The organism is Streptomyces sp. NPDC026515, assembly GCF_055567595.1.
Window position 1 is genome coordinate 1 of sequence record NZ_JBVHQD010000028.1, and the last position, 13,908, is coordinate 13,908.

The window sequence follows — 13,908 nt, forward strand, 5'->3', positions numbered from 1 at the left end:
CAGCGCCGATGGTACTGCAGGGGGGACCCTGTGGGAGAGTAGGACACCGCCGAACAAATTTTGGGAAAGGCCCACGCCATATGGCGTGGGCCTTTCTGTATTTAGGGGTGTTGTCCCGTCAGAACGTCACGTCTGCCGTGGCGACCGTGCCGCCTTTTCGGCCGGGGGCCTCCTGCCACTGCCAGTAGAGGTTGGTGTGCGAGACGACCTGCTCCGGAGCCGGCGCACCGTACGCGGTGAGGTCCTCCGTGGTGTGGGCGTCGCCGACCAGGGTCGCGTCGTACCCGCGGACCATCGCGCCGTGCAGGGTGGAGCGGATGCAGGCGTCGGTCTGGGCGCCCGTGACGATCACGCGGCCCACGCCGTGTGCGGCCAGGACGGACTCCAGCTCGGTGTCCTCGAAGGAGTCTCCGTAACGCTTGTGGATGAGGGGCTCGGTGGCTTCCTCACGGGACAGCTCCGGAACGTACTGCCAAGGAGCGCTGTCCGGCGTCAGCTCGTCGCTGGAGTGCTGGATCCAGACCACCGGGACCGTCTCGGAACGGGCCTTGGCGAGCAGGGTGTTGATGTTGGCGATGACCTCGTCGCGGTTGTGGGAGCTGTCCACCACCCCGTTCTGCACATCGACGATCAGCAGGGCGGTGTTCGGGCGGTTCGGCAGAGTCGTCATGGCGTCCACACTAGGCCGGGGCACTGACACCGGGCCCTCTGCGAGCTGCCGTAAACGAGGTGAGCGAGGTGGACGGTGGCGGCTACCGTGGCCGTATGGATGCGATGACCAGCGGTGACTACGGTGTTCGCGGGATACGGGCCGACGAGTGGGAAGCCGTGAAGCGGCTGCGGCTGGTCGCGCTGCGGGACCCCGTGGCGCGTATCGCGTTCCTGGAGACCTACGAGGACGCCGTGGACCGGCCGGACTCCTTCTACCAGGATCGGGCCGCGCGGTCGGCCGAGGAACCCAGCGGTGCGCGGCAGTTCATCGCCGAGACGGCGGGCGGGGAGTGGGTCGGGAGTCTGACCGTGCTGATCGAGGAGGCCGGGTCGACGGACTGGGCCGGGGCCCGGGTCGAGCGGCGGCAGGGGCATGTGGTCGGGGTGTTCGTGCGGCCGGAGCACCGGGGGAACGGCCTGATCAAGGCGCTGTTCGACACCGGTGTGGCCTGGGCGCGCGAGCAGGGTGCCGAGCGGGTGAGGCTGCTGGTGCACGAGGGCAACCCACGGGCCCAAGGGGCGTACCGCAAGGCGGGGTTCGTGCCGAGCGGGGTGCTCATGCCGTTCGTCAAGGACGAGACGGAGAACGAGGTCGAGTTCGTTCTGGAGTGGCCTTCCTAGGCGGTCGGCTGGACCGGCAGTTCGCGGTGCGGCCAGCGGGACCTGGCCTGTTCGTGCGAGCGGAGCAGGGCGAGGGTCGGCAGGCCCTGCTCGACACCGGTGGTGAGCAGATCGGGCAGTTGGGGGAGCGGGGCGACGGCCGCGACGTCGTCCAGGACCAGGGTCAGTGGTGGGTCGAGCCGACCGGAGGATGACCGTTCGGCCATGCGCCGGCCGCGCTCGACCACGCTGGAGGCGAGAGCCGTCAGAAGAGGCATCGCGCCCGGGTTGGTCCTGGGGTCTTCGATGGATTCACCGACCACATAAAGCGTGCCCCCTTCGGAGACGAAGGAATCCAGGGCGAGTGCATCGGATCGGTTGGGCGTGCAGGCTTCGCGGATGTTGACCGTGAAGAGGGCCGCGAGGGCCCGTGCGGTCAACTCCTGGGCGATGTCCCGGCGTTCGGGGTGCGAGGTAAGAGCGGCTTCGAGTTCGCCGGCCGCGCCGGGGGCCGCCTTCGGATGGGTACGGAGGGTTCGTACGGCGTCCTGGACTCCGGTGCCCTGGGCCCAGCGGTGGACGTGGCGGACCGTGCGGTTCTCCAGGGCGGCTGCGTGCAGGTAGCTGCGCAGGAGGGTCTCGGCCGTGTCGGTGACCGCCTGGTCGATCCTGGCGGTGGGTTTCACGGGGGTGAGGAGTGCCTGGGCGCGCTGCACCGCGGTCTGCTTGTCCTCGCAGTGGGCCGTGGGGGACCAGTGGAAGCGGGCCGGGGTGTCGCAGAGGTGGTTCGGGTCGTAGAGGAGGTTCGGGCCGAGCTTGGCCCGGGCGTCCTTCGTGTCCGACCAGAGGGCCGGGTTCGAGGTGATGACGAGGGTGGGGCCGGCCGCGTCGCGGATGGCCTGGGCCGCCGTGGCGTGGCGGGCTTCCCGGGGGGCGACGTGGATCTTCGTCCAGCCGTTCAGCCGTTCCCCGCCTGGGGCGGGGTGAGGGTAGAAGCCGTCGGGGGCGGCGCCGGTCCGCCGACCGGCCGTGGGCGCGAGGCCCGCTTCCGGGCCCGTCGACTCGAGGACCAGGGGTTCCGGGACGATCGGCTCCGGGGCGAGGAGGACGGTCGGCTGCGGGCCGGTTTGCGGTTCCGCGCGTGGCTCGGGGACCGGTGTCGTCGCCGCGGCGAGTCTCTCCGCGGTGCGTCTTCTTCTTCCCGCACGCCATCTCGCCACCGTGCCCATCACGAAGACCGTCAGGACCAGCAGGATCATCAGCTGGCCGATGAACAGGCCCCAGAACAGGCCCCATCCCGACAGCCGGGCCGGCGGTGTGTCCGGCCAGGCGCCTGCGACGTCCCGCGGTTCGCCGATGAGGTGGCGCATCGCGGGCGGGGTGTGGGCCAGGTCGACGGTCGACGGCCAGCTGCCGTGGGAGAACCAGGCCGCCAGGCCGGTCGCCGTCCACACCAGTGCCGTGATGCCGAGCAGGAACGCGAGTATGCCGATCAGCAGGCCGTCGGGAATGCCGCCGCCGCTGCGCTGTTCGCGTTCCTGCCGGGGGTCCGGTCTCACGATCGGGTCCTCCCTATGCCACCGTCGATTCCGAGTCGCCGAGGTGCTGTTCGACGAAGGCCGCCGCCCGTTGCTCCGCCTCCAGCTCCGCGGCGTGCAGGGCGTCGTCGGCGGCGGCGAGCTGGTCGGCGGACGACTCGGTCATCGCGCGGTCCGTGAAGACGAGCGGGCGTTCCGTCTCGGTGACCAGGTGCTTGACCACCTGGACGTTGCCGTTGACGTCCCAGACGGCGATGCCGGGGGTGAGGGTCGGGATGATCTCCACCGCCCAGCGGGGCAGGCCCAGCACCCGGCCGGTGGCGCGTGCCTCGTCCGCCTTCTGGGCGTAGATGGTCCGGGTCGACGCCATCTTGAGGATCGCCGCCGCCTCCTTGGCGGCCGCGCCGTCGACGACGTCGGAGAGGTGGTGGACGACGGCGACGAAGGAGAGGCCGAGCCGGCGGCCGAACTTCAGCAGGCGCTGGAAGAGCTGGGCCACGAACGGGCTGTTGATGATGTGCCAGGCCTCCTCGACCAGGAAGATGCGCTTCTTCCGGTCGGGGCGGATCCAGGTGTGCTCCAGCCACACGCCGACGATCGCCATCAGGATGGGCATGGCGATGGAGTTGCGGTCGATGTGGGAGAGGTCGAAGACGATGAGCGGGGCGTCGAGGTCGATGCCGACGGTCGTCGGCCCGTCGAACATGCCCCTGAGGTCACCGTCGACCAGACGGTCCAGGACCAGGGCGACGTCCAGGCCCCAGGCCCGTACGTCGTCTATGGCGACGTTCATCGCCTCCGCGGACTCCGGCTCCGGGTGCCGTAGCTGCTCGACGATGTCCATCAGGACCGGCTGGCGGTCGAGGATCGTCTCGTTGACGTAGGAGTGGGCGACCTTGAGGGCGAAGCCCGAGCGTTCGTCGAGGCCGTGGCCCATCGCCACCTCGATGATGGTGCGGAGCAGCGCCAGCTGGCCGGTGGTGGTGATCGACGGGTCCAGCGGGTTCAGGCGGATGCCGTGGTTCAGGGCGGCCGTCGGATCGAGCCGGATGGGGGTTATCCCCAGCTCTTCCGCGATGAGGTTCCACTCGCCGACGCCGTCCTCGCCCTGGGCGTCCAGGACGACGACCTGCCGGTCGCGGAAGCGCAGCTGCCGCAGGACGTAGGTCTTCTCCAGGGCCGACTTGCCGTTGCCGGACTCGCCGAGGACCAGCCAGTGCGGGGCCGGGAGCTGCTGGCCGTAGAGCTGGAACGGGTCGTAGATGTAGCCCTTTCCGGAGTACACCTCACGGCCGATGATGACGCCCGAGTCGCCCAGGCCGGGCGCGGCGGTGGGCAGGTAGACCGCCTGGGCCTGGCCGGTCGAGGTGCGGACCGGGGAGCGGGTCGTCTCGACCTTCCCGAACAGGAAGGACGTGAAGGCTTCGGTGAGGACGGACAGCGGGTCCCTCATCAGCGCATCAGCCTCTACCTTCGGATTCCGGTGGCGAAGGGCAGTGTGTTCACGAAGGCGCGGTGGTGCTCGCGGTCGCACCATTCCAGTTTGAGGTACGACTTTCCGGCGGACGCCCTTATCGTGCGCTTGTCACGGTTGAGGGCTTCCGGGGTGCGGGAGGAGACCGTGATGTAGCCGACCAGGTTGACGCCGGCCGCGCCGCTGGCCAGGTCCTCGCCGCGCTGGTCGAGGCGGTTGTGGGCGGCGATGTCGCGGGGGTCGACGGTCCGGTTCATCTTGGCGGCGCGGGACGCCTCCGCCTCGTCGTTGGTCTTCTCGGTCAGCATGCGCTCGATGGCGACCTCGGTGGGTTCGAGGTCCATGGTGACCGCCACCGTGCGGATGACGTCCGGGGTGTGGACGAGCAGCGGGGCGAGGAAGTTGACGCCGACGGGGGTCATCGGCCACTCCTTCACCCAGGCCGTGGCGTGGCACCAGGGCGCGCGGGTGCTGGACTCGCGGGTCTTCGCCTGGAGGAACGTGGGTTCCATGGCGTCCAGTTCGGCCGGCCAGGCGTTGCGCTGGGTCATCGCCTGGATGTGGTCGATGGGGTGGTCGGGGTCGTACATGGAGTGGATGAGGGAGGCGAGCCGGCCCTGGCCGAGGGGCTGGCGGACGCGGATGTCCGCTTCCTGGAGGCGGGAGCAGATGTCCGTCAGTTCACGGGCCATGACGACCGCGAGACCGGCGTCGCGGTCCAGCTTGCGGCCGGCCTGGGGGCGGGCCGCGCGGGCCATCGCCTGGGCCTCGGCGGCCAGTTCGCGGGAGTAGTGCATGCAGGCGACGAGGTAGGCGCGGTGCTGCTCGCTGCTGGTGGAGACCATGGACTGCAGCTGGTCGTACGACTGCGACAGCCAGCTCGGGGCCTTCTCGTCGCCGCGCTGGGCGACGTCCTTGGCGTGGGCGTCGGGGTCGGCCGGGAGGGTGCGAGCGAGCATCTGGAGGCGGGTGACGAAGCCGTCGCCGTTGGCCACGTGCTTGAGCAGGGTGCCGAAGCGGTCGACGAGGGCTTCCTGGTCCTCGGAGTCGCGCAAGCCGACGCCGGGGCCCTCGATCTCGATCGCGGCGGTGACCGTCTTGCGGTCGGCGTGCAGGAGTACGGCGATCTCGTCGGGGCCGAAGGGCGCGGCGAGCCAGCTGATCCGGCCGATGCCGGGCGGGGGGCCGATCTCGACCTCACGGCCATCGATACGGGTGCCTGCCTCGGCCGCGGCGGAACGGTAGACCGTGCCCTGGCGCAGGCTCCGCTTGTAACTGCGGTTGATCTCGAACCACTTGTAGAACGTGCGGCGCTTGTACGGGACGTAGACCGCCGCCAGCGCGAGCAGGGGGAAGCCCATGAGGAGCACGATCCGCAGGGAGAGGACCGGGACGAGGAGCCCGCACATCATGCCGAGGAACGCGCCCGCGATGATCAGCACGATCTCGCCGGATTCACGGTTCCTGCCGACGATCGCGTTCGGCCGGGCGCGGCCGATCAGATACGTACGGCGGGGCGTGATCGGATGGGACAGATGGGACTCGGTCGTCAACGCCCTTCACCTCCCGAGCTGTTGTTGCGGGTGTTGCCGGCGTGCGGGGTGTTCATCGGGCCGGGCGCGCGGGGTGCGGGTGCGGCGGAGGGGACAGATCCGCCGCCACCACCGTTCGGGGTGCGCGTGCTGTGCGCGGCGACGCCGCCCGAGGCGGGGTTGGACGGGCGGGCACCGGAGGAGGCGGAACCGCCGCCCCCGCCGTTGTTGTCGGCGCGGGCGCTGTGTGTCCTGATGCCCTGGGCGACCAGGTTGGCGGGGCTGCTGATGACCGCGGCGGCCTTGCCCTCGGCGCCCGACATGATGCGGTTGCTGCGGCCGGCCGCGATCTCGTCGCCGAAGCCGGGGACGAAGCGGTAGATCATCGCGCTGGCGAAGATGGCGAGCAGGATGATGGCCAGGCCGGAGACGACGGCGGAGAAGGCGTCGGGGCCGCCGTCGGTGGACAGGGCGCCGGCGAGGCCGAGCACTATCACGATGACCGGCTTGACGAGGATGACGGCGATCATGATGCCGGCCCAGCGGCGGACGTGGCCCCACAGGTTCTTGTCGACGAGGCCGGCGTAGACGACGGTGCCGAGGAGGGCGCCGACGTAGAGCAGGGCGGCCCTGATGACGAGCTCCAGCCAGAGCACTCCGGCGGCGAGGATGCTGACCAGGGAGACGACGATCAGCATGATCGGGCCGCCGCCGATGTCGTCGCCCTTGTTGAGGGCGCCGGAGAAGGTGCCGAAGAACGTGTCCGTCTGGTTGCCGGTGGTCTTGGCGAGGACGTCGGTGACGCCGTCGGTGGCCGAGACGACGGTGTAGAGGATGAGGGGCGTGAAGGCGGACGCCAGGACCGTCAGCCAGAGGAAGCCGACGGCTTCGGAGATCGCGGTGCTGAGGGGGACGCCTCGCACTGCGCGTTTGGCGACGGCCAGGAGCCAGAGCAGGAGCGTGAGGATCGTCGACGCGGCGAAGACGACGGCGTACTGCTGGAGGAACTTCTGGTTGGTGAAGTCGACGTTGGCGGTCTCCTTCACGGCGTCACTGAGCTTGTCGACGGTCCAGGAGGCGGCCTTGGCACACCCCTGAGCGAGCGAGGAGAGGGGGTCGAGGGTGGAGGTCAGGGGGTCGGTGGTGGAACCGCCGCCGCTGCCGCCGCCCTTCTCGCAGTAGTCCTTCGCGGGACCGCGGATGAGGTCGCAGGCGTCGTTGCTGGCGGTGGGCGACGGCGAGGGGGCGGCGACGGCGGCGGTTCCCAGCAGCACCGCAGCCGTTTGCAGGGTGCCGAGGATCGCGCCGACTTTGAGGAAACGGTGGTTAGCGCGCATACGTGAACCCTCCGAACTCCTCCACGGCCCTGGTCATGTCGTCGGCAGTGGATGCCTGCTGGTCACGACCGAGAGGAACCGGTCCGTCCTTCTGCTGGAAATCGGTGATCTTCCAGTCGTTGTCGACCCACGTCAGTTCGTAGGTGGTGGTGTACCAGCTCTCGGTCACCGGGTTGGTCGAGGCCGCCCCGGACAGTCCGAAGAGCGAGGTGTACCAGACCTCGACCGTGGCGGAGTCCGTGCTGAACACGGTGACCTTGGTGCCGACTGGGACGACCCGGGAGACGAAGGTTTCGCCGGTTGGGGCACTGCCGTCCTTGTTGAGGCCGATGTTCGTGAGGAACTCCGCGCTGGAGTAGGCGCTGTCCAGCCCTGCTTGTCTGTTCGCCGCGGCGTCCGGGGCGTAGATCGTGTCCACGATGGCGTGCCGCTTGGCCATGACGAACATGTCCGTCGAGCCGAGTGCAACGGAGTAGTTCGCCGCCGCGCTCTGTGCTCCCTGCTCGCTGTGTGCGAAGCCGGTTGGGATTCCCCCGGTGCTCTTCGTCTCCACCGGCTTCGTGCCGCTCGCCGCCGTTGACGAGGTGCTCGGCTGGGACCCGTTGCCGCCTGTGGTCTTCGCCGACGGCGAGTCCCCGTCTCCGCCTCTGTTCGCGAAGGCGATCGCCGCGATCAGGAGGACGACCACGCCGACGACCGTCACCAGGCTTCTGGACGAGGAGCGGCCGCCCCGGCGGGAGGCTCCGCCGTAGGGGTCGCTCTCGGGCAGGCGGGTGCGGGTGTGGCCCGTCTCCGGGTAGCCGGGCTCGTCTCCGAGGCTCATGCCGCGTACTCCCCCTCCACGTCGAACCGGAACGCGTAGCAGTACGACGGTAGCCGTGCTGGTTCCCGCGCGGGCGCGGTGTGGTGACTCGACATCAGGGAGACGCAACCTCGGAGCGGGGGTGAGGGAGGTGCAGATTGGCTAGACGGCCATGCCGTACACGATCGTGAACAGGGTGCCGAGTGAGCCGATGATGAAGACTCCGGTCAGTCCGGCGATGATGAGGCCCTTGCCCTGTTCGGCACTGAAGGTGTCGCGGAGGGCCGTGGCGCCGATGCGCTGTTTGGCGGCGCCCCAGACGGCGATGCCGAGGCAGAGCAGGATGGCGACGGCCATGACCACCTGGATCATCGTCTTCGCCTCGTTGCCCAGGCTGCCGAAGGGGCCCCAGTCCGGAGCGATCCCGCCGATGATGGTGTTGATGTCTCCCTTGTCGGCCGCATAGAACACGTAAGTCACCGCCCCTGGTGGGTAGTTCCGTTCGCCCCTGCCGGGTGCAGAGGTCACGCATCATTCTCGCCGAAAACGTCGCCGGAGTATGTCGACTTGACGTCATCGATTGGCGGGTTTCGTACGAAAGGCTCGCACGGTCACTCTGTGTATCACGGCAGGTCACGCCGGGCAATGAGGCCTGAGCGGAACCTGTCGTGCGGTTCCGTCGTTAACCCCCTTTACGACCTGGCACGTTTCATGACGGCCGGTGGGGTGACGGGTCGAGACGATGTTCTCACGGGGGTCAGGGGGAAATGGCCAGTGGGCCCCGGCTGATGCCGGAGCCCACTGGGGTGGTGACGGATGGTCAGCCGGTGAAGGCGGCGACACCCTCCGGGGTGCCCCAGCCGGTCGGACCGTCGTAGCCGGTCGTGGCGGTGCAGTAGTACGAGGTGGTGCAGGTGCCGTTGTTGCCGCTCGTGACGTCGTTGAGGGACGAGGTACCGGCGTGGGCGTACGGGAACTTGGCCGGGTAGGAGCCGCTGGACGGGTTCCCGGCGAGGGCGTAGACGCCGGCGATGATCGGCGCGGAGACGCTGGTGCCGCCGAAGGTGTACCAGCCGGCGGTGACGCCGTAGGAGTCGTAGACGGAGACGCCGGTGGCCGGGTCGGCGACGGCGGAGACGTCGGAGATCATGCGCTTGGTGCAGCCGGTGTCGGTCTGCCAGGTGGGCTTGGCGTCGTAGGCGGAGCAGCCGGAGCCGGTGCCCTCGGTGCTCGACGTCTTCCACACCGTCTCGGTCCAGCCGCGGGTGGTGGAGGACGTCGACAGCTTGGTGCCGCCCACCGAGGTCACGTACTTCGACGCGGCCGGGTACTCGGCGCCGTAGCCCTCGTCGCCGGCGGAGACGGTGATGGCGACTCCGGTGTGGTTGAAGTACGAGGTGTCGTACGAGGTGTCCGAGGAGGACTCGCTGCCGCCGTAGCTGTTGGAGACGAACTTGGCGCCCAGGGTGACCGCCTCGTTCACCGCGGTGCCGAGGTTGGCCATGGTGGCGCTCTTGGCCTCGACCAGCAGGATGTTGCAGTTGGGGCAGATCGCGCTCGCCATGTCGAGGTCGAGGGAGATCTCCTCGGACCAGCCGGCGTCGGAGGAGGGCAGGGAGGTCGTGGAGCCGGTCTGGGAGACCTTCTTGAAGCAGCCGTTGGCCGTGGTGCAGGCGGAGAGGCCGTAGTAGGAACGGTAGGTCGCGAGGTCGGTCTCGGCGTTGGGGTCGTTGTACGCGTCGACGATCGCGATGGTCTCGCCCGAGCCGTTGGAGGCCGCGGCGGAGGTCAGGCCGTAGGCCGTCCGGAGGCTGGTCGGGCTGTAGCCGGAGGGGGTGGAGGCGTCGGCGGCCTTGGGGGTGACGCCGGTCCTCGCGGCCTGCTGCTTCTGGTAGGCGGTGAGGCCGCCGGTGACGCGGTAGGAGTTGCAGGCGAGTTCGCCCGTGTGCTTGGGGGTGGCACAGGGGGTCGCGGTGTAGGTCACCTTGGCGGGGGACACGGAAGGCGCGGCGTCGGCCTGGACGGCGGTGCCGAATCCGGCGAGCAGCAGTGCGGCCGTGGCCGCCGCCGCGGTGCCGAGGCGGCGCCAGCCACCGCGTAGCGAAGCTCTGTCGAGGGGAGTGGAACGCATGCGTGCAGCCTCCTGAGTTCCGGTATGGGGGAGGAACAGGGGCGGTGCGGGTGCGATCTGGTGCGTGGTGGTGCGCGTCGAGAATCCTTTGTTGAGTACGCGACAACAAGAGGGTTCAGGAATCATGACTTCCGCATTGCCGATCAGGGTGTTCGCGTGACCCGCCGATGGCCGGCCGTTGTCCTGAGGATGGCGGGTGCTTGACGCAACGCACAGGCGGTTCACGGGAGTTGCCAAGGTGGCGGGAGCTGCGGAAAACGGGTCACGGCCGGCTGCCGTGACCCGTTTCCCTTTCGGCGCCGCCGAGGGGACCCCACGTCCCCCTCACGGTGGCGGCTCCCCGTGACCCGACGGGGAGGTCCTTCCGGGTCCTAGCCGGTGAAGGCGTCGGTCCCTTCCGGGGTGCCCCAGCCGGTCGGACCGTCGTAGCCCGACCTGGCGGTGCAGAAGTACGACGTGGAGCACGAGCCGTTGGATCCGCTCGTCACGTCGTTCAGGGCGGAGCTGCCGGCCGCCGCGTAGGGGTACTGGGCCGGGTAGTCGCCGCTGCCCGGGGTGCCGGCCAGTGCGTAGACCGAGGCGATGATCGGCGAGGAGGCGCTGGTGCCGCCGTAGGTGTTCCAGCCGGTGCCGTCCGCGCCGTAGGAGTCGTAGACGGAGACGCCGGTGGCCGGGTCGGCGACGGCGGAGACGTCGGAGATCATGCGCTTGGTGCAGCCGGTGTCGGTCTGCCAGGTGGGCTTGGCGTCGTAGGCGGAGCAGCCGGAGCCGGTGCCCTCGGTGCTCGACGTCTTCCAGACCGACTCGGTCCAGCCACGGCTGGTGGAGGAGGTCTTCAGGGCGGTGCCGCCGACGGCGGTCACGTAGCGGGAGCCTGCCGGGTACTCGGCGCCGTAGCCCTCGTCGCCGGCGCTCGCGGTGATGGCCACGCCCGCGTGCTTGTAGTACGAGGTGTCGTACGACGTGTCCGAGGAGGACTCGGAGCCGCCGTAGCTGTTGGAGACGAACTTGGCGCCCAGCTTGACCGCCTCGTTCACCGCGGTGCCCAGGTTGGCGTCCGAGGCCGACTTGGCCTCGACGAGCAGGATGTCGCAGTTGGGGCAGATCGCGCTGACCATGTCGAGGTCGAGGGACTCCTCGCCGGCCCAGCCGCTGTCGGCGGCGGGCAGGGAGGTCGTGGAGCCGGTCTGGGAGACCTTCGTGAAGCAGCCGTTGGCCGTGGTGCAGGCGGAGAGGCCGTAGTGCGACCGGTAGGTCGCGAGGTCCGCCGCGGCGTTCGGGTCGTCGTACGCGTCGACGATCGCGACCGTCTCGCCCGAGCCGTCGGAGGCGGCGGCGGAGGTCAGGCCGTAGGCCGACTGGAGGTCGCTCGGGCCGTATCCGGTGGGGGAGGCGGACGCGGCGTCCGGCTTGACGGTCTTCGGCGTCACACCCTTGAGTGCGGCCTGCCTCTCCATGAAGGCGGTGGTGCCGCCGGTGACCCGCAGGGCGTCGCAGGCGGCGAAGCCCTTCTTCGGGGTGGTACCGCAGCCGGCCTTCTCGTACCGCACATGGGCCTTGGCGACCTGGGCGGCGACGGCCTTGGCGTCGGCCTGGTGGGCCACGGTGGTGGTGGCGGTGGCCGCGGTGGCGTGCGCCGCGGTGCCGAGTCCGGCCGCGAGCAGGGCGGCGGTGGCCGCGGCTGCCGAGCCGACGCGGCGCCATCTGCCGCGTATGTGGGGGGAGTTGGGGGTGGTCGTACGCAACGTACAGCCTCCTGGAAGAGGGGGACAGAGGCCTGCGGGTGGGGGCCACCGGCGGGGTTGCCGGTGGGGGCGGCGGCCCGCGACGACCATCGCGTTGTTCAGTACGCGACAACAAGGTGGGTTTCGGAATCCTGACTTCCGCGTTACTGAAGGACGGCCGGGGCTTACTGATCATTGGGCCGCGGATGGCGGGACGTTGGGGTCCGGTTGACCCGGGGGCGCCGGAGGGGGCGGCTCAATGCGCGTTGACCGGGCGTACCCGGCGGTCAGCGGGGCTTCAGGCCGTGCAGGACGTGGTGGACGTGTTCGTCGAGTCCGGCCAGGGCCTCGTGGGCCGGCAGGGCGCAGCCGGCGATGAGGGCGGCCAGACCGTGGATGCTCGCGGCCGCGACGAGGGTGAGCCGCTCCGGATCGCCCTCGATGATCTCGCCCCGGGCCTGCGCGTCGGCGACCAGGCGGGTGAAGGACCCCAGGGACGCGTCGATCACCTCGGCGGTCGGCACGGAGCTCTCCGGATCGTGCTTGCGCGCGAACATCAGCTCCAGCAGTTCGGGGTGGTCCACCGCGAAGGTGAGATAGGCCCGGGCGAGCGCGCTGACCCGCGGTTCGAGGGGCGCGGCCGGGTCGTCGGCCGCGTTCAGGGTGCGCTGCAGGCGGTCGTAGCCGCTGAGCGCGAGCGCGTCCAGCAGGGCCTGCTTGTCCTTGAAGTGGCGGCCGGGTGCGGCGTGGCTGACGCCGATGTCGCGGGCCAGTTCGCGCAGGGACAGCGCGGCGACGCCCTTCTCGCGCAGGGTGCGCTCGGCGCTGGTGAGCAGGGCGGCGCGCAGGTCTCCGTGGTGGTAGGGGCGGCTTGGCGGCATGAAGGTCATCGTAACCCGGATGTTGGCGGTGCCAGCTTTGTTGGCGTCGTCAGCATTGTTGGCGATGCCATCTTTGTTGTCATTGACAGCATTGTTGTCGGCGTCTACATTGGCGCCCATGGCTGAGAAGACTGGTACATGGACCGCATCCGACCTTCCCGACCTCGCCGGCCGCACGGCCGTGGTCACCGGCGCCAACAGCGGCATCGGCCTCACCGCCGCCGACGCGCTGGCCCGGGCCGGTGCGCACGTGGTGTTCGCGGTACGGGACCCGGAGCGCGGGCGCGTGGCCGCCGCGCGGGTGACCGGCAGCACGGAGGTGCGCCGTCTGGACCTGGCGGACCTGTCCTCGGTACGGGAGTTCGCGGCCGCCTGGGACCGTCCGCTGGACCTTCTGATCAACAACGCGGGCGTGATGATGCTCCCGGAGCAGTCCACCAAGGACGGCTTCGAGATGCAGTTCGGCACGAACCACCTGGGGCACTTCGCGCTGACCAACCTGCTGCTGCCGTATCTCACGGACCGGGTGGTGACGCTCTCCTCCGGGCTGCACCGGGGCGGCGAGGGTGTGATCCACTTCGCCGACGTCAACCTGCGCGGCACCTACAATCCGTCCCGCGCCTACGCCCAGTCCAAGCTGGCCAACCTGTTGTTCACCCTGGAACTCCAGCGCCGGCTGGCGGAGGCCGGCTCCCCGGTCCGCGCGCTGGCCGCGCACCCCGGCTACGCGGCGACCAACCTCCAGAGCCACACCGCCAATCCGCTGGCCCGGCTCGGCATGCGCCTCGGCAACCTCCTCGTGGCCCAGGACGACCGCGCCGGCGCGCTTCCCACGCTGTACGCGGCGACCCAGGACCTGCCCGGCGCCAGCTATGTCGGCCCGGACGGCATGGGCGGCATGCGGGGCGCTCCGGCGCTGGCCGGCCGCAGCCCGGCGGCGAGCGACCCGGTGGCGGCCCGCAGGCTGTGGACGCTGTCGGAGGAGATGACGGGCGTGAAGTGGCCGCTCGGGGTGGAGGCCGTCTGAGGGGCGGCGGTGGAGGTGGCGGCTGTCCAGGGGCGGCGGTGAAGATGGCGGCCCGGTGGCCGTCGCCTCGTACCCGGGCGCCCCGTACCCGGTCGTCCAGGACCCGGGCGCCCCTCGGCCGGTCCGCACCCGCCGGATACGGTGAGCGGAC

Annotated in this window: 12 protein-coding genes; 2 read left to right on the plus strand and 10 right to left on the minus strand. The window is 70.1% G+C overall.

What is annotated here, in order from left to right; genetic code table 11:
- Positions 1-118: 118 nt before the first annotated feature.
- Positions 119-670 carry an isochorismatase family protein gene (locus tag ACZ4O3_RS38890; protein ID WP_467726937.1) on the minus strand — a complete coding sequence of 184 codons (552 nt, stop codon included), beginning with the start codon at positions 668-670 and terminating at the stop codon, positions 119-121.
- A gap of 104 nt (positions 671-774) precedes the next feature.
- On the opposite strand from ACZ4O3_RS38890, the gene ACZ4O3_RS38895 reads away from it, so the two are divergent.
- The gene (locus ACZ4O3_RS38895) at positions 775-1,332 is read left to right on the plus strand and encodes a GNAT family N-acetyltransferase (protein ID WP_467727032.1); all 558 of its coding nucleotides are present in this window, start codon (positions 775-777) and stop codon (positions 1,330-1,332) included.
- On the opposite strand, the gene ACZ4O3_RS38900 is transcribed toward ACZ4O3_RS38895, so the two are convergent.
- The 9 genes from ACZ4O3_RS38900 to ACZ4O3_RS38940 all read right to left on the minus strand — a co-directional run bounded on the left by ACZ4O3_RS38900 (position 1,329) and on the right by ACZ4O3_RS38940 (position 12,739).
- Complete coding sequence (locus ACZ4O3_RS38900) at positions 1,329-2,870, minus strand: type IV secretory system conjugative DNA transfer family protein (RefSeq protein WP_362714032.1); 1,542 nt, start codon at positions 2,868-2,870, stop codon at positions 1,329-1,331. The two genes, ACZ4O3_RS38895 and ACZ4O3_RS38900, sit on opposite strands and share 4 nt — an antisense overlap.
- Positions 2,871-2,883: 13 nt before the next feature.
- Positions 2,884-4,302 carry an ATP-binding protein gene (locus ACZ4O3_RS38905; RefSeq protein WP_362714030.1) on the minus strand — a complete coding sequence of 473 codons (1,419 nt, stop codon included), beginning with the start codon at positions 4,300-4,302 and terminating at the stop codon, positions 2,884-2,886.
- A gap of 14 nt (positions 4,303-4,316) precedes the next feature.
- Positions 4,317-5,876, minus strand: a complete 1,560-nt coding sequence (locus ACZ4O3_RS38910) for an SCO6880 family protein (protein WP_362714028.1) — start codon at positions 5,874-5,876, stop codon at positions 4,317-4,319.
- A complete protein-coding gene (locus ACZ4O3_RS38915) occupies positions 5,873-7,192 on the minus strand; it encodes a hypothetical protein (RefSeq protein WP_362714026.1) in 1,320 nt (439 codons plus the stop codon). The genes ACZ4O3_RS38910 and ACZ4O3_RS38915 overlap by 4 nt, the downstream gene beginning before the upstream one ends.
- The gene (locus ACZ4O3_RS38920; RefSeq protein WP_467726939.1) at positions 7,182-8,015 is read right to left on the minus strand and encodes a DUF8175 domain-containg protein; all 834 of its coding nucleotides are present in this window, start codon (positions 8,013-8,015) and stop codon (positions 7,182-7,184) included. The genes ACZ4O3_RS38915 and ACZ4O3_RS38920 overlap by 11 nt, the downstream gene beginning before the upstream one ends.
- Positions 8,016-8,156: 141 nt before the next feature.
- Positions 8,157-8,465 carry a hypothetical protein gene (locus ACZ4O3_RS38925; protein WP_351328461.1) on the minus strand — a complete coding sequence of 103 codons (309 nt, stop codon included), beginning with the start codon at positions 8,463-8,465 and terminating at the stop codon, positions 8,157-8,159.
- Positions 8,466-8,814: 349 nt separating this feature from the next.
- The gene (locus tag ACZ4O3_RS38930) at positions 8,815-10,125 is read right to left on the minus strand and encodes a S53 family peptidase (protein WP_467726941.1); all 1,311 of its coding nucleotides are present in this window, start codon (positions 10,123-10,125) and stop codon (positions 8,815-8,817) included.
- 371 nt (positions 10,126-10,496) lie between these two features.
- A complete protein-coding gene (locus ACZ4O3_RS38935) occupies positions 10,497-11,870 on the minus strand; it encodes a S53 family peptidase (RefSeq protein ID WP_467726942.1) in 1,374 nt (457 codons plus the stop codon).
- A gap of 266 nt (positions 11,871-12,136) precedes the next feature.
- Positions 12,137-12,739, minus strand: coding sequence for a TetR/AcrR family transcriptional regulator (locus ACZ4O3_RS38940; protein WP_467726944.1), 603 nt, complete (start codon positions 12,737-12,739; stop codon positions 12,137-12,139).
- A 109-nt stretch (positions 12,740-12,848) separates the two neighbouring features.
- Between ACZ4O3_RS38940 and ACZ4O3_RS38945 the strand changes: the two genes are divergently transcribed.
- Positions 12,849-13,757, plus strand: a complete 909-nt coding sequence (locus tag ACZ4O3_RS38945) for an oxidoreductase (RefSeq protein WP_467726946.1) — start codon at positions 12,849-12,851, stop codon at positions 13,755-13,757.
- Positions 13,758-13,908: the final 151 nt, after the last annotated feature.

Excerpts from the sequence above, each read along its gene's own strand:
- ACZ4O3_RS38890 (WP_467726937.1), bottom strand. The coding sequence starts at position 670 with ATGACGACTCTGCCGAACCGCCCGAACACCGCCCTGCTGATCGTCGAT.
- ACZ4O3_RS38895 (WP_467727032.1), top strand. The coding sequence starts at position 775 with ATGACCAGCGGTGACTACGGTGTTCGCGGGATACGGGCCGACGAGTGG.
- ACZ4O3_RS38905 (WP_362714030.1), bottom strand. The coding sequence starts at position 4,302 with ATGAGGGACCCGCTGTCCGTCCTCACCGAAGCCTTCACGTCCTTCCTG.
- ACZ4O3_RS38915 (WP_362714026.1), bottom strand. The coding sequence starts at position 7,192 with ATGCGCGCTAACCACCGTTTCCTCAAAGTCGGCGCGATCCTCGGCACC.
- ACZ4O3_RS38920 (WP_467726939.1), bottom strand. The coding sequence starts at position 8,015 with ATGAGCCTCGGAGACGAGCCCGGCTACCCGGAGACGGGCCACACCCGC.
- ACZ4O3_RS38930 (WP_467726941.1), bottom strand. The coding sequence starts at position 10,125 with ATGCGTTCCACTCCCCTCGACAGAGCTTCGCTACGCGGTGGCTGGCGC.
- ACZ4O3_RS38940 (WP_467726944.1), bottom strand. The coding sequence starts at position 12,739 with ATGACCTTCATGCCGCCAAGCCGCCCCTACCACCACGGAGACCTGCGC.
- ACZ4O3_RS38945 (WP_467726946.1), top strand. The coding sequence starts at position 12,849 with ATGGCTGAGAAGACTGGTACATGGACCGCATCCGACCTTCCCGACCTC.